This is a genomic window from bacterium (assembly GCA_013360195.1).
In the GTDB taxonomy this organism is placed as follows: Bacteria; Electryoneota; RPQS01; order RPQS01; family RPQS01; genus JABWCQ01.
The window spans coordinates 1-18,852 of sequence record JABWCQ010000007.1; the positions used below are offsets into that span (position 1 = coordinate 1).

19 protein-coding genes and 1 tRNA gene are annotated in these 18,852 nt (G+C 53.4%); all 20 read right to left on the minus strand.

The genetic code is table 11. The features are described from left to right. The coding region (locus HUU59_06440; GenBank protein NUO19073.1) for a hypothetical protein at positions 1–451 on the minus strand (451 nt) is incomplete at its 3' end. A 560-nt stretch (positions 452–1,011) separates the two neighbouring features. Beyond that, on the minus strand, positions 1,012–1,506 hold the full coding sequence (locus HUU59_06445; GenBank protein NUO19074.1) for a hypothetical protein: 495 nt from the start codon (positions 1,504–1,506) through the stop codon (positions 1,012–1,014). After that, positions 1,499–2,098 (minus strand): sigma-70 family RNA polymerase sigma factor, encoded by a 600-nt coding sequence (locus tag HUU59_06450; protein NUO19075.1) that lies wholly within the window; start codon positions 2,096–2,098, stop codon positions 1,499–1,501. Before HUU59_06450 ends, HUU59_06445 begins: the two co-directional genes overlap by 8 nt. A gap of 3 nt (positions 2,099–2,101) precedes the next feature. Then, positions 2,102–3,187, minus strand: coding sequence for a DNA polymerase III subunit delta (holA, locus tag HUU59_06455; protein ID NUO19076.1), 1,086 nt, complete (start codon positions 3,185–3,187; stop codon positions 2,102–2,104). Next, positions 3,162–3,947 carry a gamma-glutamyl-gamma-aminobutyrate hydrolase family protein gene (locus HUU59_06460; protein ID NUO19077.1) on the minus strand — a complete coding sequence of 262 codons (786 nt, stop codon included), beginning with the start codon at positions 3,945–3,947 and terminating at the stop codon, positions 3,162–3,164. Before HUU59_06460 ends, holA begins: the two co-directional genes overlap by 26 nt. Then, on the minus strand, positions 3,937–4,734 hold the full coding sequence (locus HUU59_06465) for an undecaprenyl-diphosphate phosphatase (protein ID NUO19078.1): 798 nt from the start codon (positions 4,732–4,734) through the stop codon (positions 3,937–3,939). Before HUU59_06465 ends, HUU59_06460 begins: the two co-directional genes overlap by 11 nt. Next, entirely contained in the window at positions 4,734–6,341 is a 1,608-nt protein-coding gene (locus HUU59_06470) for a hypothetical protein (GenBank protein NUO19079.1), read from the minus strand. The genes HUU59_06465 and HUU59_06470 overlap by 1 nt, the downstream gene beginning before the upstream one ends. After that, positions 6,342–8,165 (minus strand): glutamine--fructose-6-phosphate transaminase (isomerizing), encoded by a 1,824-nt coding sequence (gene glmS, locus HUU59_06475; protein ID NUO19080.1) that lies wholly within the window; start codon positions 8,163–8,165, stop codon positions 6,342–6,344. A 54-nt stretch (positions 8,166–8,219) separates the two neighbouring features. Then, a complete protein-coding gene (gene guaA / locus HUU59_06480) occupies positions 8,220–9,761 on the minus strand; it encodes a glutamine-hydrolyzing GMP synthase (GenBank protein NUO19081.1) in 1,542 nt (513 codons plus the stop codon). Further along, positions 9,758–10,528, minus strand: coding sequence for a 5'/3'-nucleotidase SurE (surE, locus tag HUU59_06485; protein NUO19082.1), 771 nt, complete (start codon positions 10,526–10,528; stop codon positions 9,758–9,760). The genes guaA and surE overlap by 4 nt, the downstream gene beginning before the upstream one ends. Further along, positions 10,528–11,391 carry an acetyl-CoA carboxylase carboxyltransferase subunit beta gene (locus HUU59_06490; protein ID NUO19083.1) on the minus strand — a complete coding sequence of 288 codons (864 nt, stop codon included), beginning with the start codon at positions 11,389–11,391 and terminating at the stop codon, positions 10,528–10,530. Before HUU59_06490 ends, surE begins: the two co-directional genes overlap by 1 nt. Before the next feature lies 1 nt (position 11,392). After that, a complete protein-coding gene (rimI, locus tag HUU59_06495) occupies positions 11,393–11,872 on the minus strand; it encodes a ribosomal protein S18-alanine N-acetyltransferase (GenBank protein ID NUO19084.1) in 480 nt (159 codons plus the stop codon). Beyond that, on the minus strand, positions 11,859–12,725 hold the full coding sequence (gene folP, locus HUU59_06500) for a dihydropteroate synthase (GenBank protein ID NUO19085.1): 867 nt from the start codon (positions 12,723–12,725) through the stop codon (positions 11,859–11,861). The genes rimI and folP overlap by 14 nt, the downstream gene beginning before the upstream one ends. After that, on the minus strand, positions 12,712–13,272 hold the full coding sequence (gene folE, locus HUU59_06505) for a GTP cyclohydrolase I FolE (protein NUO19086.1): 561 nt from the start codon (positions 13,270–13,272) through the stop codon (positions 12,712–12,714). The genes folP and folE overlap by 14 nt, the downstream gene beginning before the upstream one ends. After that, a complete protein-coding gene (locus HUU59_06510) occupies positions 13,253–13,882 on the minus strand; it encodes a PEGA domain-containing protein (GenBank protein NUO19087.1) in 630 nt (209 codons plus the stop codon). The genes folE and HUU59_06510 overlap by 20 nt, the downstream gene beginning before the upstream one ends. Then, positions 13,879–15,510, minus strand: a complete 1,632-nt coding sequence (locus tag HUU59_06515) for an ATP-dependent zinc metalloprotease FtsH (protein NUO19088.1) — start codon at positions 15,508–15,510, stop codon at positions 13,879–13,881. Before HUU59_06515 ends, HUU59_06510 begins: the two co-directional genes overlap by 4 nt. 248 nt (positions 15,511–15,758) lie before the next feature. After that, positions 15,759–16,328 (minus strand): hypoxanthine phosphoribosyltransferase, encoded by a 570-nt coding sequence (hpt, locus tag HUU59_06520; GenBank protein ID NUO19089.1) that lies wholly within the window; start codon positions 16,326–16,328, stop codon positions 15,759–15,761. Next, positions 16,309–17,634, minus strand: a complete 1,326-nt coding sequence (gene tilS / locus HUU59_06525; protein ID NUO19090.1) for a tRNA lysidine(34) synthetase TilS — start codon at positions 17,632–17,634, stop codon at positions 16,309–16,311. Before tilS ends, hpt begins: the two co-directional genes overlap by 20 nt. After that, on the minus strand, positions 17,627–18,310 hold the full coding sequence (locus HUU59_06530; protein ID NUO19091.1) for a class I SAM-dependent methyltransferase: 684 nt from the start codon (positions 18,308–18,310) through the stop codon (positions 17,627–17,629). The genes tilS and HUU59_06530 overlap by 8 nt, the downstream gene beginning before the upstream one ends. Positions 18,311–18,557: 247 nt before the next feature. Further along, positions 18,558–18,631: transfer RNA gene (locus HUU59_06535), tRNA-Met, on the minus strand. Positions 18,632–18,852: the final 221 nt, after the last annotated feature.

Sequence of the window (18,852 nt, forward strand, 5' to 3'; positions counted from 1 at the left end):
TCCAGCCGCCGGAAGCCGTAAGATCGTATTCATTCAATCCGTTGGCAATCGTAAGCGTGTCTGAAATCCACATGATCGAGTTGGCGTCGTCACAAACTCGAAACCAGTATTTTGAAGGCTGAGGAGTCGTTGTCACAATCGTGAAAGCCGGGTCCGTAAAGAACGCACCCGCGCAGCCCAAATACCCTTCACCGTTCAAGAGCAGGCTGTTGAAATTGCATTCTCCGAATCCTTCGCCAACCACCGGCTGAACGTCGTTCGGAGTTGGACCGTTATTATCCGCATCCCAGAAAATCTGAACGGTCCTCGTCCCGTCCGGATAACCCGTGCCGCCCACACAAGCGTCCGCCAGCTCGCAGCCCGTGTTGTAAATAATCGCATTGAATTGCGCAAATGATGACTGCGCTGAGCCAATAAAGGCGATTAACAAAATGGCTACTAGTCTTTTCATTTCGCGACCCCGCACACTGCTGATTGCCAATCTCTCTCTCACACTCGTAGCCAGAAGAATCAACCAAAATAATGCTCGCTTCATCTTCTTCCCCTACCCTTCAATATGATTAACCGTATCAAACCAAAATCTAATCCCCCCGGACAATTCCCGCAACCCCTCCCACCCCTCAAATTCCAAGTAACGGAGGGTCAATAGAATTCCTGTTTCAGTCCAATATGCCTCTCCAGAACGCCAAATATTGACTAACTGTAATTTGAACATGTGTTTATTAAGTTCAATAAAATGAAAAAATATGTTGACCTTGCCCCGTTTCTGTTGTAAATTATAGCCAGCTAACTGACCGAAGTTCAACTCGCGAGGTATTCGGCGGCCTGATCAACCGTCCGGCCCGAACGGAAAATGGAGGAATGTCAGCACGCAACTTGCCGACTTGAGTAAATCACTCAACTACCTACGGGGAAAGAGATCACTACAACACCAGCCGGCACCACAAAAAAAAGCCCCGGCACCACTGCCGAGGCTTTACACCCCAAACCCAATTCTAAACACAATGCAGCTTATCTGCCGCTCTTCGTACCAACCGTCTGATAATTCCCTTCCGGCAACGTGCCCGGCTTGGTCTTATCCTTCATCGAATCCGGCGTCGCCGCCAGCTGTTCCGATGACTTTTCCGGCGCCGTTACCGGTGCCGCTGTTTCAACTGATGTCTTCGCAATGTCAACCGGCTGCTCAATCTGAGTCCCGCCCGTCTTGACCTGCGAGGGAGTCCCCGTGATGTTCGCGGGATTCGTGCCCGGTACCGTCCCGAAATCAAACAGGAATACCGCCAGCACCATCGCCGTCGCGAAACCGACTCCAGCTCCCAACCAATTTATGCTCCAGCCGGAGCGTGTCCCGCCGACCGGCTTCCCTGCCAGTCTGCGCTCAAGTCGAAATTCAAATCCAACCGGACAAGTTGCTTTGGGTAGAGTTTGCAACGCCTTCCGAACTCTCTGATGCTCCGCCGAACAATCAGACTCCATATTCTTTGCGTTGTTGTCGGGACTAATCACTTTCTGACTCCTCATTCGCCAAAAACTTTAATACTTCTTGCAAGCGGGTTCTCCCTCTGTTAACCCGTGATTTGACGGTGCCCAGCGGCACCTGTAACACTTCTGATATTTCTTCGTACGAGAGATCCTGCACGTCTCTGAGCAAGACCGCTTCCCGGAAGTGGTAAGGAAGCTTTTCAATCTCCCGCAGAATTAACTCCGTGCGGACTCTTCCGTCAACTTCCTTCTCGACGTCCACGCCCTGATCCTGTATATCATAGTCGCGCTCGTCGTTGCCCTTGGAACTGATGGAAAAGAAATTACGAACCTTCCGCCGCCTGAGCTCAGTCTTCGCCAAATTCGACGCAATCGTATATATCCACGTCGAAAATTTCGCCACCTGATGATATCGATGCTTGTTCCGGTAAACCCGGACAAACGTCTCCTGAACAATGTCCTCGCTGAACAGGGTATCCCCTAACAGCCGGACCACAAAATTGTATAGTGGGTCACGATAACGACGAACAATCTCGTCAAATGCCGCTGCGTTTTCCTGCTGAAATGCGGCTATAAGTTCTTCGTCGGTCTGCGACGCGATCGGCTTGTTGTTCATCGCCTACCTGACATACTCTCGCTGTTTAAACAAGGTTCCACCGTTCCCGGATTTTTTTCCGCCGCAAACCGTCCATAACCACTCGAAGATAAAAGACCTTACCTCGGAAGATTTTGACTTAGCATGCAACTCAATTTGAAGCAAACTTAAAAGTGCGTCCTGGATAGCAACATTGCCAAGTCGTCGCGCCGCATGAATAAATTCAGGTTTCTTAAATGCTTGACCCCCAAGCACTTTCCGAAAGTCATCATCAGGTGCTTGGCGGGCAGCCAAACCGCCACTCTGCCATACTTTGCTCATCAAAGCACGCAGCCGACCCAGCAAGGCCAGCTCCTCCAAGCCCTTGTCCAATAGTTCACGAGCCTCTCGCAATACTCGAGAGGCATCACCAGCCAAAATGGCGTCCTCAAACTTGAACAGATCCACCTCTGCCGTAATCCCGGTTGCCCGCATGGCCATCTCGGCCGTAATCTCCGCGGCATCACCGGCATACAGAATCAAATGCTCAAGCTTCGCTTTAAGGTCGCGCAGCTGCGATGTTGAATTCTCAACCAAATACTCCACCGCGCGCGGTTCGATCTTCTTCTTGTGCAATGCGGCGAAACTGGTGACAAACTTCGACAACTCACTGACTTTCAACTCAAAGAACCAGTAGCTGTCCGGAGTCTTTGTCAAACGATCCATTTCGAACTTATTCGGCTTGCGCTCCAAAGCCTGAACTAAAATCAGACTCGTCGTCGGTGACGGTTTTGCCTGATACCGCTTCAACAAGTTCGCTTTGGCTTCATCCTTCCCGAATTCGTCCGCGTCGTTCAACACAACGACACGTCGCGGGCTGAACATCGGCATGGTCATCAGCTGCTCGTTCAAATCCGCGGCCGTCAAGGATGAGGCGTCCGCTTCAAAAAAATCGAAATCCTCCGCCGCATCCTTCATCAAATGACGAACCAGCAGTTCTCGTGCTTCGGAAATCGCATACTCCTCCGTTCCGCCGATCGCCACCACCGGAAACGTGCTGCCGCTCGCAACCGCCTTTTGCAGATTGCGGAACGAGGGGATGGACTCAGCCAACCAGTTCGAGCTGCTCACGGCCGCAAGCCTTCACAAAATCTTTGAATAGCAACTGTTGCTGCGAAAAACTCCGCATTCGTTCAGGATGCCATTGCACGGACAGTAAGTAGGGATGAGAATCGTGCTCAAACACTTCAATGATTCCCTCTTCCGACCAGCCGACAGCTTTCAAACCCGTGCCCAGTTCGTCTATGGCCTGATGGTGAAAACTGTTGACATCCACGAGAGTTGATCCAAGAATCCGCTCAGCAAGGCAACCCTCCTCGAGTTTGACTTGATGAGCGACATTCGTCGAACCCGGAGTCTGCAGGTGGTGAACGGAACCCAGAGAAGAGGGAATATCCTGAATTAATGTGCCGCCGAAGTAGACGTTTAACGCTTGAAATCCGCGACATATCCCGAAGATCGGCTTTTCGCGCTTGATGAACACATCAAGCAACGCGAATTCGAATTCGTCACGCTCTGGAACAGGAATCTGTTCAGTTTCGCGCATTTCCTGTCCATAGCGGCTCGCATGAATATCAACTCCACCAATCAGAATCAACCCGTCAACATGCTCTGCAAATCGCTCAAGCTGCTCTTTATCGCTTGAAAATGTCACCAGAAGCGGCAATCCGCCCGCGTTCTCGACACATTCTATATAGTTCATGTCACAAAAGACAATACGGCCCGCCGGCGCAAAACTGCGAGCAGGATCCGGACCGGCATAGCCCGGTGAAATACCAATTATTGGACGCGAATTCCCGGAAAGTCTAAGCATCTCGTTCTTATTGTCCATTCACAGTTAATACACCAAATATCACCAGGGCAGCCGTAATGCAATAGTAGCCAAACGGTTTCAAATTGCCCGTATTCAAAAGTTTCAATAGAAAGGCTATCGCTCCCAGACCGACCAAGAATGCGGCGGCTCCACCGGAAAGCATCACCGGGTCTGTCCACAATCCGCGCTGATCAACATCCTTGAGCTGCAGCACGGCTGCGCCCGCGATAGCCGGGATTGCCATAAGAAATGAAAAGCGCGCGGCCTCGACGGGAGCAAGTCCGCGAGCCATCCCGGTTATTATCGTCGTTCCGGATCTGGATATTCCGGGCAGAAGGGCGAAGACCTGTGCGGTGCCAATCAGCAGCGAATCCATTGCAGTCAGCTTTGCCATTCTTCCCGTCCGCCCGCTGAAGCGCGCGCTCCACACCAGCAGGACTCCCATGATTAACCACATGGAAGCGGCGATCCACGCGCTGCCGAACGTCTCTTCGATCTTATGCTTAAGAAGCAGCCCGACAATTACCGCCGGTATTGTAGCCACAACCACCATCGCGACAAGTTTGAGGCTTTCTGCACGGCGACTCACATCGAAGAGCCCCGTGATATAGTGCAGCAGCAGCTTACGAAAGTAGATGAAGACAGCCGCCAGAGTACCCAGATGGATAAAGATGTCAAAAGTCAACATCGGCTCGGTCATACCGAGCAGGTTTTGCACAATCACCAAGTGTCCATCGCTCGAGACAGGCAGGAATTCAGTTATTCCCTGCACTATCCCGAGCAGGATCGCTTCCCAGATTTCCACTACTTCACTACCCTCAATTCCTCGCCATCAAAACGAATAATCCGAGCGAGTCTGTTCTCGCCGGTTGCTGAAATCTCAACTTCAACCGCGGCACCCGAGAAATGATTCATATCCCGCGCAGCATCAACAAACTCCGCCCCGCTGCCAATTTGGTTTGCCAGTACTGCTGAGACAAAGTCTGCAGCGTCGGCACCGAGTAACTGCCAGGGAGTGACGTCGAACTCTTCATGCTCGCGCAATGCGGCGAGAGTCTCGGTTTCCCTGTCAGCAAACGGCAGAAGCGGTGCGACAATATACATATCACGAGTAATACCGGACTGATTTATCAGCGCGCGCTCATCGAGCCACGAGCTGTTTCCAATGAGTGTCATTCCATCGGGCAGTCGCCCGAGCTGAGTGCAGAAGTTTATTATCTGGTCTGCGGAGAGCGAAAAGAACATTGCCTCTGCGCCTGCGTCCGACTCTGGCAATGGGGGAAGACTCGTTTCTCCTTGATTGCCCGAACCAAACAGTTTCTCGCGTTCTTCGCGGGACAGCACTGCTTGGGCAACTTCGCCGCCTCTTGCCAACCGGTCCGGTGACGACATCAAGTCATACAGCTCGGTACGGATACTCCCGGCATCCGGCGGATAGGAGACGCTTCCATCAAGCCGCAGTCCGAAATCTGAACAGCGCTCAAATCCGTCTTTGTGGGCTCGCCCCATGTCTGACTCCGGAGCAATCAGGAGTCCGTGCTTCAGTTCCAACTCCATTCCCGCGTAACGGGCACCAACTAAAGCCTGTGTTTCCTGACTGGGAAGAAACTCAACCATGCCCATGGAGAATTGAGCCAGCGGCCGGGGAGTGCTGGTCAGCTTGAGAATCGGGAATTCAAGATTAGCATTCGCCAATGCTATTGCCGTTGCTGATCCTTCGTCACCCGCGAAAACAACCAAGTCAAAGCCGTCGCGTGCCGCCCGGTCCAGCTCTTTTACCGAAGCATACGCACTTGCCACCCGGGAAACTTCGACATCAAACCTGTCGAGCACTGAGGAGGCAAAAACAAACGATTCTCGCAACTGCTCCGCGGCCGGATCCCGCTGGTCAGGAAATGAGAGCAGCAAGAGAACGCGAGGGCGATGCTCGGAGCCAAACGCTTCCCGATTCGCTTCGGCACGATTCTGCGGAAAGAGATATTCTTCAAAGTCAAATGCCGAATTCTCATCGAGAATCGCTTTGGCGCGCTTCGACAAACGGCCATCTCCGGCGCTGTCGGCGCACCACTGCAAGTCGTCACGCGAGTCATCGGTGTTTCCCATCAGGAACGCGCTTTCGGCGCGGGCAAAGCGCGCATATTCATAATATGCCCCGTTCGGAAACGCGCTCATCAATCGCTCCGCTCCGCGCCACGCCCGTTCGGCCTGTTTGGTGGCGAGGTTGACACGCACAAGCAAATAAAGGGCTGCCTCCAACTCGTCCCCGCGACCGGAAAGCAGGACGTTTTCCGCCGATCTCCGCGCGCCTTCGAAATCCTTGACTTCAAAGCTCGCCAGAGCCTGTCTCAATTCAACTGACATTGACGCGAATGCCAAGTTCGCGCACAGAACGGCAAGCAGCAAGACGCGCATCTATTCCACCGTCACACTTTTCGCGAGATTGCGAGGCTGATCCACGTCACATCCGCGATGCACAGCCATATAATACGAGAGAAGCTGCAACGGAACAACCGTCAGCAACGGTGTCAACAGCGGGTCTGTTTCCGGAACATACAAGACTTCTGTTGCGCGCTCGGCGACTTCCGTATCACCTTCTGTTGCGATAACCAGCACTTGTCCGCCGCGGGCGCGCACCTCCTCAATGTTCGAGAGCACTTTCTCGTATGTACCGTCCTTCGTGGCTACGAAAACGACCGGCATATTCTGATCAATCAAGGCGATCGGACCGTGCTTCATCTCGGCTGCCGGATAGCCTTCCGCATGAACGTAGGATATCTCCTTGAGTTTCAGCGCTCCTTCCAATGCAACCGGGAAGTTCAGTCCCCGACCGAGATAAAGGAAATTCCGGCTGCTCTTGTAGCGATGTGCGATGGTCTCAATGCGCTCACGAGATGCCAGGATGCGGGAAATTTTCTGAGGAATCTCTTTCAGCTCCTGCACCAGTTCCCTGCCGCGCCCCGCGCCGACTCTGCGGCTTCTGCCCATCTGCAGCGCGAGCATGAACAGCACAGTGATTTGCGATGTGAATGCCTTGGTTGACGCCACTCCGATTTCCGGACCGGCATGCAAAAAGACTCCGGCATCCGTTTCGCGGGCAATTGAGGAACCCACAACATTGCAGATGCCAAAGACTGGAGTTCCGTGCCGTTTGGCTTCTCGAATCGCGGCCAATGTATCGGCAGTTTCTCCCGACTGCGAGATCGCAAAGCAGATTGTTCCCGGTTCGAGAATGGGAGAACGATAGCGAAACTCGGACGCATACTCTACTTCGGCCGGAATACCGGCAAGCTCTTCAAAGAGATACTCTCCGACCAGGCCCGCGTGCCAACTCGTTCCGCAGCCAAGAAAAACCACTCGCTTTGCGTTTTGAAGAGTCTGACTTGCGGCAGCCATGCCGCCGAACTTCACCGTTCCCTCATCGAGAAGCAGTCGTCCACGCATGGAGTCGGCGACAGTCTGCGGCTGTTCGCAAATCTCTTTCAGCATGAAGTGCGCATAACCGCCCTTCTCAATCGCGGCGATGTCGAAGGTAATCTGCTCAAGATCCTTGTCAACCGGCTCATCCGCGAGATTGCGATACTCGACGCGGTCCGAAGTTATGATGGCGACTTCACCGTCCTCAAGATAGGTCACGTCGCGAGTGAAGTGCAAGAACGCCGCGGGATCGGAGGCAACAAAATTCTCTCCTTGACCGTGCCCAATCACCATCGGCGAACCCATGCGCGCCGCGATAATCGTCCCCGGGTGATGTCTGCTGACGATGGCAAGTCCATACGTGCCCTTGACGAGCCGAAGAGCCTTTGTGACAGCCAAGGCGAGGTCGCCGTCATAAAATTCCTCGATAAGGTGGGCGACCGTTTCGGTGTCAGTTTCGGTTGAGAATTTGTGACCGGACTTTGCAAGCTCATGCCGGAGCGCGCTGTAGTTTTCGATGATGCCGTTATGGACGAGCGCAATTGTGTTGCTTTCGTCGGAATGCGGATGCGCGTTAACTTGATTCGGCGCGCCATGAGTCGCCCAGCGAGTGTGACCGATTCCTGAGTTTCCTTTCAACGCGGACTCGCGAACGAGCTGTTCGAGGTTTGAGACTTTGCCGGCGTCCTTGACGATGCTCAGCTTACCGTTCAGAACCGCCACACCGGCTGAATCGTAGCCACGATACTCCATGCGCTTTAGTGCGCCGATGAGTATTGGCGTTACGTCGCGCTGACCGGTATAGCCGATAATTCCACACATAGTGTTACTCCATTACGTTCCGTGTAACTTGGCGAAACAAGGTCACAAGGTTCGCTATTCCCACTCCACAGTTGCAGGCGGTTTTGTACTGATGTCATATGCGACGCGGTTGATGCCGCGAACTTCATTGATGATGCGCGACGCTGAGCGGCTCAGAAGTTCATACGGTAAACGAGTGAAATCCGCCGTCATGAAATCATCCGTATTGACAGCTCGAAGGACGCATACGCTTTCATAGGTGCGCTCATCGCCCATGACACCGACGGATTTTACCGGCAGCAGCACGGCAAAGGCCTGCCGAGTCTGTTCGTACCAATTGGCGTCGCGGAGTTCCTGCATGAAAATCGCATCGGCTTGCCGAAGAATATCACAACGCTCCTTGGTGACTTCGCCCAGCACTCGCACGGCTAGGCCGGGTCCCGGGAAGGGATGCCGATGCGTGATGGTGCGCGGCAATCCCAGGAGCACGCCCAGATTGCGTGCCTCATCCTTGAAGAGTTCGCGAAGAGGCTCAATTAATTTCAGATGCAGTGTATCGGGAAGACCGCCGACGTTATGGTGAGACTTTATCGTCGCCGAGGGACCTTTTACCGAAACGCTCTCGATAACATCGGGATACAGAGTGCCTTGTGCGAGAAATGTTACTTCCCTATGCCGCGCGGCTTCTTCCTGAAACACTTCAATGAAAAGCCGGCCAATGGTTTTGCGTTTCTGTTCGGGTTCAGTGATGCCCTTCAGCCCCTCGTAGAAGCGCTGGGCGGCGTCAACCACTTCGAGTTCGATATGGCCATGTTCACGAAAGGTCTCGACAATCTGTTCTCTTTCGCCCAATCTACCGAGACCTGTGTCAACGTAAAAACAGAGAACCTGCCCGGGAATGGCACGATTCAGCAGCATCGCAGTCACCGCCGAATCGAGGCCGCCTGACAGCGCGCACAAAACACGTTGTCCGCCGACGGTTGCGCGGATATCTGCAACGGCCTGATCGATGAAGGATTCCATGTTCCACCCGCCCTTGCAGCCGCAGATGTTGAAGGCGAAGTTACGCAGCAACGCGGAGCCTTGCGGCGTGTGAGTCACCTCGGGATGGAACTGCACACCGAAGGCATTCGTGCCGCGGTTGCAGACCGCGGCAACAACACCGTGTGTACTCTTGCCCATTAGCTGCAGCGGTGCGCGCACCTCTTCGAGATGATCACCATGATTCATCCAGACCTGCATCGGGAGCTCTATGCCTTGCAGAAGTGCGTTGGTTTCGACGTATTCCACTTCGGCCGGACCAAATTCTCCGGCTCTGCCCTTTACCACGGCGGTTCCGAAGTGTTTGCCAATAAGCTGCATCCCATAACAGATTCCGAGAATCGGCAAGCCAAGGTCATAGACTGATTCGTCGGGGAACGGCGCTCCGTCAGCATGCACGCTTGCCGGCCCCCCTGACATCACGATTCCACGCGTCTCTTCGGTCGCAATTTCCGAGACGGGCACATTGAAAGGAAGAATCTCGCAGTATACTCCGTGCTCGCGCAATCGGCGGGCGATGAGCTGCGTAGTTTGACCGCCAAAGTCGAGAATGACAATGCGTTCTGAGTGCTTCATGAATTAGACAGAGGATGCAATGCGTCCGCCCAAGTATTAATCTGGGAAAGCACAGCGTGATGAGTAAGATCGAAGTGAATGGGAGTAACGGCAACATAGCCTTCATTCAAAGCCGTCCCGTCGGTATCCACTTCATTTAACGGAAGTTTGTGGCCGTCCATCCAATAGTAAGTCCGGCCGCGCGGATCGTTCCGCTTGAGGAAGGTTTCTTTGAACCGTCCACGACCCTGCCGAATGATTTTCACTCCGAGAATCCGGTCGCTCGGCAATGCGGGAACGTTTACATTCAGCAGAGTGCCCTCCGGCAGGCCTTCGCTTAGAATCTGCTGAGCAGCACGGCGGGCTACGAGTGAGGCAGGTCCGAAGTCTTCATGAGTGAACGAATCAAGCGACACCGCCATCGCGGGAATACCGTTTATTGCGCCCTCGGTCGCAGCAGATACAGTACCTGAATATATAATGGAGATTCCGGTGTTTTCCCCTCGATTGATTCCGGATATGACCAATTCCGGTTGCTCGGGCAGGAGTTCTGAAAGTGCAAGTTTCACACAATCCGCCGGACTTCCGCTCACCGAAAATGAGCGGTACGCGCCGCCAACCTTGTAGTCCATGATGCGAATCGGTTCTGCAATCGTGATGGAATGGCCGACGGCAGACTGTTCGCGGTCAGGCGCAACCACCCACACCTGTCCTAAATCCGCAACGGCCCGCACAAGTGCGTGCAGGCCCGGGGAAAGAATGCCGTCATCATTTGAAATCAGAATTATCACGAACTCTTCACCGAATCATTCATGAATGCCTTTAAGAAATGCGTGATGGTCGACTTTAGTTCCTGCCTGTTGACTATTCTGTCAAGAAAGCCCTTCTCAAGGAGGAATTCGCTGCGCTGGAAACCGGGCGGGAGGTCCTGTCCTATCGTCTGCTTGATGACTCGCGGTCCGGCAAATCCAATCAGTGCGCCGGGCTCGGCAATGATGATGTCCCCGAGCATAGAAAAGCTCGCCGTCGTGCCGCCCGTCGTGGGATTCGTAATCACTGAAATATACGGCAAGCCGGCCTCGTCAAGTTGTGTAAGTTTCACGCTCGTCTTAGCCATTTGCATCAGTGACACCATTCCCTCCTGCATGCGCATTCCGCCGGAACGGGAGACCAGGATCAGGGCACGTCGCTCAGCAATGGCACGATCAACGGCACGTGCTATTTTCTCGCCCACAACACTGCCGACACTTCCACCCATGAAGGAGAATTCCATGATTCCCAATTCAACCGGAAATCCGTTTATCCGGCACGAGCCGATGGTAATCGCGTCGTTTTTTCCCGTGGCTTTGATTGACGCTGTCACCCGTTCGCTGTACTTCTTGGAGTCTTTGAATGACAAGGGGTCAAGCGGCTTCAGGGAGTGATCGCTCTCCTGCCAAGTGCCGCTGTCAGCAAGCAGGTCAATATACGCTTCGGCGGGCATCGCGAAATGAAATGCACACTTCGGGCATACCAGCTGCAGTTTCTCAAGTTCCTTCTTGAAGACAATTTCTCCGCAATTGTCACACTTCACCCAAAGCGTGTCTTGCGTCGTCTTCTTCTGTTCGGGAGAAATTACACTTCGTTCGCGGCGAAACCACTCGAGTGCCATTTTACTCTCCTTCTGCCTCTTCCGGGCGTTCGGTTTTTCGGACACGCCGGTGCATCACCAGCGCATTCTCTCCATCATGATAGTAACTCTTGCGGATTCCAAGTTCAGCGAAGCCATAGCGGCGGTAAAGCGCCTTCGCCGATTCATTGGATTCGCGGACTTCCAAATATACGTCCGCCATTCTCTGCCGAACGGCTCTTTCAAAAAGGAAGTCCAGCAAGAAGGACGCGACTCCGTTTCTTCGCATCGATTTGTCTGTCGCCAGATTGAGTATATGCACTTCGTCCAGCACCCACTGCGTCACAAGGTAACCCGCGACCTTCTTGTCAAGCAGCGCAACCCAACTCGTTCTATAGAGAACTATGAAATTGCGAAAAGCAGAAAGCGACCAAGGATCAGCGAATGAGTCCCGCTCAATGTGCAACACGTCGTGCAGATGATCAGCAGTTAGTTCGGCAAACGCGAGATTATCGGAGGGCATCGCCAAGCTCCATATAGCGATCACAGATGTCGATGACCTGTTTCATTTGGGAAACATCGTGTACACGTACGACATCCGCTCCGTTCAGTACGCAAATGGCCACTGCGGCGGCAGTCGAAAACTGCCGGTCCGAAGGCGGAAGTCCCGAGTATTGCCCTGTAAATGCTTTTCTCGAAGGACCGACGAGCACTCCTGCCGCGAGGCTGCCAAAGTTAGCAAGCTGCCTCATTAGCTGATAGTTGTGCTCGAACGTCTTGCCAAACCCAAGTCCGGGGTCAACCAGCACGAAGTCACGCGGGACGCCGTGATGCTCTGCAATTGCCACCGACTCGCCCAGTGACTGTGCAACCTCACTCACTACGTTGGAGAAGTGAATATCCTGCTGCATTGTTTCGGGGGTCCCGCGCATGTGCATGAGTACAAGTCCTGAGCGGTATTCCGCGCACGTCTGCGCCAATCGCTCGTCGTTCCTTAGCCCGGATATGTCATTAACAACATCTGCACCCACAGACAGGCAGAATCTGGCAACAGCAGACGATGTCGTATCAATAGAGATGACGAGATCGGTTTCCGTTCGCAATTGCTCAAGGACCGGCAGGAGTCTGCTCAACTGCTCATCGGCCGACACCGGTTTGCTGCCCGGACGGGTAGACTCCGCACCGATGTCCAATATGTCTGCTCCGCTTGAAGCGAGTATCAGCGCATGCTCTACTGCACGACCGGCTTCAATAAACTTGCCACCGTCTGAAAAGGAATCGGGAGTAACATTCACGATGCCCATGAGCCGGGTTTTTCGTCCCAGTTCAAGCACACCGCGGCGATGCCGAAATATTCTTATTTCAGGCTTTTCCATCCATGAGCAGCAGGGCTTCCATGCGCGTGGCCTGTTTTGAGAGAGCTCCGCGGACGGCAGATGTAACCGTCCAACTGCCGTGAACCTTTTCACCGCGCATCATCAGACACAAATGCTGAGCGCGAATTACTACAAAGGCACCCATCGGCTGAACTTTCTCCATAATGGAATCGGCAATGGCCGTGGTCATGCTCTCCTGCAATTGCGGACGCTGCGAGAGAACGCGCACGACGCGGGCAAGGGACGAGAATCCGGTTACGTGCGAATCCGCGGGAATGTAGGCAATCGAGACAAATCCCCAGAACGGCAGCAGATGGTGCTCGCACATGGAGTAAAACGGAATGTCCCGATGAATAATCATCTCGGTGGCATTCTCAGCAGGATAAAGCGACAGCTTTTCTTCAGGATCCGCGCCGATTCCCGCGAAGATTTCCGCATACATCTCAGCGACGCGATGCGGAGTCCCCTTTAGCCCCGCACGGTCAGGATTCTCTCCGACAGCCAGCAGAATCTCACGTACCGCCGCCTCAATTCTGGCTTTGTCCATTGAAGCGCCTTTCCTTTGGTTCCAATTGAAAGACCAGCACTTCCTCTCCGGCCGCTTTCAGCTCGACGCGGCGCGCCACATCGCCGACAACTCCAAAACCTTCCTTCTCGACGGAAACTATGTGAACACCGGGTGCGAGGTCCTTCAAGATGTTATCCGTGCGGAATTCGGTCGGCATTCCGTTCAGAATGATTGTCGCACCTTCGACATTGGACAGCACTTGAATCGTTCCATGCCTTTGTCCAAGGGCGTATATCATCAGAGCAACACCCGCAAAGACCAATAGAGCGATGAGCAGAATGTTGTTACGGACTTTGCGCTGACCTTCTTCGAGCTCTTCGATGTCAACGGGAATCTGCCGTTCACGGTCGGCGGCTTCCTGTGCCGTCACCCATTCCAGTTCCCCATCTTCATTGGTAATCTGCTTGTAATCCCCCCGCGCCGCATAGAATCGCTGGATTTCATCTTCGATTATCCGCTTGCGCTCGAGTTCGTCAATCGTTGTTAGCTTGATTTCGCCAGCCTTGTCCCTGGAACGCAGCTCCTCACGTGCTTCAAGCTCTTTGCGAACGAGGTCGCGCAGCCGTTGTTCTTCGTTATGATCAATCACGAGGCAGCTTCCTTGCCGTTTACCTGCGGAAGGCCAAGCAATTCCCTGATTTCTTCGCCGCTCAACGACTCTTTCTCCACGAGTGTCTCGGCAAGTTTGTCAAGACGGCGGCGTTCACGATTAAGGATTTCGTGCGAGCGTTTTTCAGCACCTTCAACGAGCTCCCTGACAGCCTGATCGATGGCGTGCGCAGTCTCGTCGCTGTAATCTTGATGCGTCGTGTAATCTCGCCCGAGGAAAACTTCCTCCTGTTTCTGGCCGTACGTAATTGGCCCGAGCTTGTCGCTCATTCCCCAGCGAGTGACCATGGTCCGCGCAATTTCCGACGCCCGTTTGAGGTCGTTGGCCGCGCCGGACGTAACTTCCCCGAAGACTTCAAGCTCGGCCACGCGGCCGGCAAGCAGGGTCGAGAGTTGTCCTTCAAGGTAACGGCGAGAGTAGCTGCGCTTGTCATCCAAGGGTACAAAATGTGTTAAGCCAAGAGCCTGCCCGCGCGGAATGATCGTGACTTTGTGCACGGGATCGACTTCAGGTGTAAACATCGCAACGAGCACATGTCCTGCTTCATGATAGGCGGTGACGCGGCGCTCTTTGTCAGGAATGACAACAGATCGCCGCTCGATTCCCATCATGACTTTGTCTTTGGCGGCTTCGAGGTCCTGCATCATCACTCGGTCACTGTCACGACGCGCCGCAAGCAGCGCGGCTTCGTTCATCAGGTTGGCAAGCTCCGCACCGGACATGCCGGGCGTGCTCTTGGCAATCACTTCAAGGTCAATGTCGCTGCCAAGCGGCTTGTTCTTCGTATGAACCTGAAGAATCGCCAGCCTGCCCTTCACATCGGGACGGTCAACGACGATTTGGCGATCGAAACGTCCGGGGCGAAGCAGCGCCGGGTCGAGAATGTCAGGTCTGTTCGTGGCCGCGACAAGAATAACCCCGTCATTCTCTTCGAAACCGTCCATCTCAATGAGGAGTTGATTGAGTGTTTGCTCACGTTCATCGTGTCCGCCGCCCAATCCAGCGCCGCGGTGGCGGCCGACTGCGTCAATCTCATCGATGAAGATGATGCAGGGAGCATTCTTCTTTCCGGTCTCGAACAGGTCACGAACCCGGCTAGCTCCGACGCCAACGAACATCTCAACAAATTCGGCGCCACTGATGGAAAAGAATGGAACGCCGGCTTCACCGGCAACGGCTTTCGCCAATAGTGTTTTGCCCGTCCCAGGAGGCCCGAGCAAGAGAACACCGCGGGGAATTCGACCGCCTACTCTCACAAATTTTTTCGGATCACGGAGAAAATCAATGATTTCGCGAAGTTCTTCCTTTGCTTCGTCGGCGCCGGCGACGTTCTCGAACGTTATCTTCTGGTTGGACTCGGAGTAAACGCGGGCTTTGCTCTTTCCGAACTGAAAGAGTCCCTTTGGTCCCATGTTGGACATACGGCGAATCATGATGAAGCCGAAGCCGAGCAGGAGAATCCATGGAAGCATTCCTAGCAGATACGAGCCAATGTCCGGACGCTTTACTTTGAAATCAAGCTCGACTCCGGCATTCTTCCATCGTTGGAGAAGCTGACTGTCAAGCGTCGGCGGAAGTGTGACCATAAATTTAGAACCGTCTTTCATGCGTCCATGAAAGACTTGTTCCCGAATCACACCGGACTGCACGCGTCCGTCGGCGATAGCCTGTTCGAACGAGTGATAGGAGATCAGCTGGTCCGCGCCGCGCTGTGTAACAAGCTGGGCCACAACTATCGTCGCCAGCGTAACGAGGAGTAACACATACAGCAGGCGTGACAGCTTGCGCCACTCAACGCGATTGTCGTCATCGTCGGGGCCGCGGCCCCTCGGAGATAGAGATTGCTTATTAAAACTCACGATTGTACTGTTTCGTCGAGTACGTAAAGGTCGGGAAGATGGCGTCCTGAACCGGCATAGTCGAGTCCGTAACCGATGACAAATTCATCCGGCAAATCCATGGAGATGAAATCCACTTGCACACCGGCCTGAATCGACTTCGGTTTGCGAAAGCAGGCCGCCATACTGAGACTTGCCGGATGTCTGACCATCAGATAGCCTCTAAGAAAGTCCCACGAATTACCTGTGTCAACAATGTCATCCACGAGAATGACATGTCGATCGCGGATTTCTATATCAATATCCTTGATAAGCTTAATCCGGCCCGATTCCATCCCATCGCGGTAACTCGAGAGCTTGATGAAATCAACTGTGCACGGCAAGTTGGTTTCGCGAACAATGTCCGCCATATACATGAAACAACCGGTCAGAACGCCGACGAAGACAGGATTTTTGCCGCGGAAACGATCGTGAATCTCCGCGGCGGTTCGCTGAACTGCGCTTTGAATCTCGTCTTCCGATATGAACTTGCGAAAGGCGCGCGGCGGAGTTCCTGTCGTAATGCGTTCAGGATATTTGCTGGTCACGTAACGAAACTGCTTTCCAATGGATTTTCATAAGTGGAACACCGGGACGCGGCGCGACGGATTCGCACACGCCAAGTCCGGGAATCGCGACAATTCGGTCGCCGACACATAGAACCGGCCAGTGACGGCGAATTCCCGGATGCACGCCGGCTTCTGAGAGCCAGTCCGAAACGTTGCGTGTCCGCCGAGACTTTGGCTTGAATTTCTCTCCATGCCGCCACGGTCGAGTCAACAAAGGTGTATCACTGTCAAGCGATAACGCGAGACTGCCCGCATTTGAATTCTGAAACGCGCCGGGTGTCAAGATGACCTGTTGCTGTTGCCGCGAATGCGGAGATGCCTCAACTCTTGTTGATTGCAGCCAGATATGCTTGCCGGACCTGACCAGATTCAAATCATTCGGCAAGGGGAAAATTGAGAATCCGTTGTCTGAGCGAATGAACTTGTTTACTTGCCGACGCAGTGGAGCTTTGAGTCGTGATTGGGGGGCACCGCTGAGGGTCGCCCAAGCGGACTCGACGGAAAGAAAGTCTAAGTCTTCAAGATACAAGTTTTTCGGTAAACTCTCAAGACAGTCGGGGTCAGAAAAATTATAGTCTATATGATTAATTTTTCTATGTTTAGTAAGTCTTGATGTCAACGAGATTAGCGCTTGAACGGCTTGACCATGATTTGCCAGATTGTGAGGAAGCGAAGGATGAGTAAAAACTGCCGCTCCGAGTTGATTTCGGGCTGTGACTCGCATGAAACGGACATCCCCGTTCATCGGGTCATGGTCAACAAAATCCTGCGAAACAAGCAGAGAATGAAGTTGGCTGCGGCGAATGCGCAAAAAGGGTCGCAGGATGTTCGCTCTGACCTGAGGGATTCCAGTGCATTCATACCAGGAGGAACGCAGGTTTAACTTCATCAGAACAGTCTCAGCATCGTCATCAAGCGTATGTGCGGTCACGATGAACCGACAGGAGCACAATTCTCTGACATTCTCGAGCGCCGCATAGCGAAGCCGACGGGCACAGGATTCAATGGAATGGGACTTTCGCTTGAGTTCGGCTCGAACATCTACAGATACGGCAGTAAAAGGAACTCCAAGAGATGCTGCTTGCCAGCGAGCCAAGTCCTCAACGGCGTTTGCATCCGCCCTGAGATTGTGATTAACGTGACAGGCGGCTACCCGTGACTTCCACTCATGTCGAGAAGATAGCCACTTTATTGCAGCAAAAGAGTCTGCTCCACCGGACAATGCGACGAGCAGTTTGTCCTGCGGACCAATCTGCCGGAGCATGTTCTCAGCGCTTTCAAACATCAGGTTTTACCGCTCTGAACAAGAGTGAACCCGCGAAACCAAGTCTGACGCGGTCAGGGACAGTTCTGCCTTTCAAGTTATAGGCCGCCTTCCATAAAGCCATGCCTACCAGGTATCGAAACCGGCGCCACGGGCGGGTCAATTTGTTGATCACCTTTACATTGTTCCAAATCCAGAAGCGACCATTCAGCGATTCGACGAAAGACCATCCGGGATGAAGTTCGATTTCGGCAAATCCCGCACGCTTGAAAACTTCAGTCAAGCCGAGGTGGCTCATGTGAAAATACGAGTTGGCATGGTACGCTTCCAGAAAGGCAGCAGAACCGACTAATGCACCGCCGGGTTTCAGGACACGGGCGATTTCCTTGGCTGCCTGAAACGGATTGTAAAGGTGCTCAAAGACGGCGGTCGATACAACAATGTCAAATTGGGCATCCGAAAAAGGCAATTCATGACCGTCACAGACGATATCGGTGAACGGCCCGGGGTAGATATCGAAGCAAACAAGCTCGTAACCTGCCTGCTCAAGCCATTGTCTGTCTCCACCGTCACCGCTCCCGAAGCTCAGAACGCGCTTGCCAGATGTCTTGTCCAACATTTTGCGCAGCGGACCGGTATTCCAATGGCTGTTGGCGACATCAAGGTCAAGATTGGACTCCTTGATTGCATGCGACATGATTTCCTCAGTGACCAGAGGTGAGCGAGAACTGACGATTACCGGCACCCCGGATTCCTTGTGGAATTGATACTGCTTTCCACAGGCAGAACAGAACAGGCCATTCTCATGGGTGCTGAGAGAGGCGGCATGGCATTCGACGCAGATGAGCGATGACCAGTCTTGGAATTTCATTCGTTCGTTTCGGTGGACAGATTTTGAAAACGAAAAGCCGCCGGAAAAATCCCGGCGGCTCAGGGCGCTCGTGTAGCGGAGGAGGGACTTGAACCCCCGACACCAGGATTATGATTCCCGTGCTCTAACCAACTGAGCTACTCCGCCCCAGAGGACGGCAGATTCAGGCGACCGTCCAGAATCAATAAATTTACAACCATCTGTCCTATTTGTCAAGTTTCGAGAGAAATCGAACAATACGTGCAAATCAACTTAAAACATTGAAATTGTTTTATTTATGAAATCTATTCGTGTGAGCGCAGAATTCGTTTGCAATAAATGGAGAAATCCCCCTATCTTGCGTTGGCCTTGAGCTTGCACTTTAATGC

What these genes read in the sequence shown, in the direction of transcription:
- HUU59_06450 (NUO19075.1), bottom strand. Translation starts at nt 2,098, where the DNA reads ATGAACAACAAGCCGATCGCGTCGCAGACCGACGAAGAACTTATAGCC.
- HUU59_06460 (NUO19077.1), bottom strand. Translation starts at nt 3,947, where the DNA reads ATGGACAATAAGAACGAGATGCTTAGACTTTCCGGGAATTCGCGTCCA.
- HUU59_06470 (NUO19079.1), bottom strand. Translation starts at nt 6,341, where the DNA reads ATGCGCGTCTTGCTGCTTGCCGTTCTGTGCGCGAACTTGGCATTCGCG.
- glmS (NUO19080.1), bottom strand. Translation starts at nt 8,165, where the DNA reads ATGTGTGGAATTATCGGCTATACCGGTCAGCGCGACGTAACGCCAATA.
- guaA (NUO19081.1), bottom strand. Translation starts at nt 9,761, where the DNA reads ATGAAGCACTCAGAACGCATTGTCATTCTCGACTTTGGCGGTCAAACT.
- HUU59_06490 (NUO19083.1), bottom strand. Translation starts at nt 11,391, where the DNA reads ATGGCACTCGAGTGGTTTCGCCGCGAACGAAGTGTAATTTCTCCCGAA.
- rimI (NUO19084.1), bottom strand. Translation starts at nt 11,872, where the DNA reads ATGCCCTCCGATAATCTCGCGTTTGCCGAACTAACTGCTGATCATCTG.
- folP (NUO19085.1), bottom strand. Translation starts at nt 12,725, where the DNA reads ATGGAAAAGCCTGAAATAAGAATATTTCGGCATCGCCGCGGTGTGCTT.
- folE (NUO19086.1), bottom strand. Translation starts at nt 13,272, where the DNA reads ATGGACAAAGCCAGAATTGAGGCGGCGGTACGTGAGATTCTGCTGGCT.
- HUU59_06515 (NUO19088.1), bottom strand. Translation starts at nt 15,510, where the DNA reads ATGAAAGACGGTTCTAAATTTATGGTCACACTTCCGCCGACGCTTGAC.
- tilS (NUO19090.1), bottom strand. Translation starts at nt 17,634, where the DNA reads ATGTTTGAAAGCGCTGAGAACATGCTCCGGCAGATTGGTCCGCAGGAC.
- HUU59_06530 (NUO19091.1), bottom strand. Translation starts at nt 18,310, where the DNA reads ATGTCGCATGCAATCAAGGAGTCCAATCTTGACCTTGATGTCGCCAAC.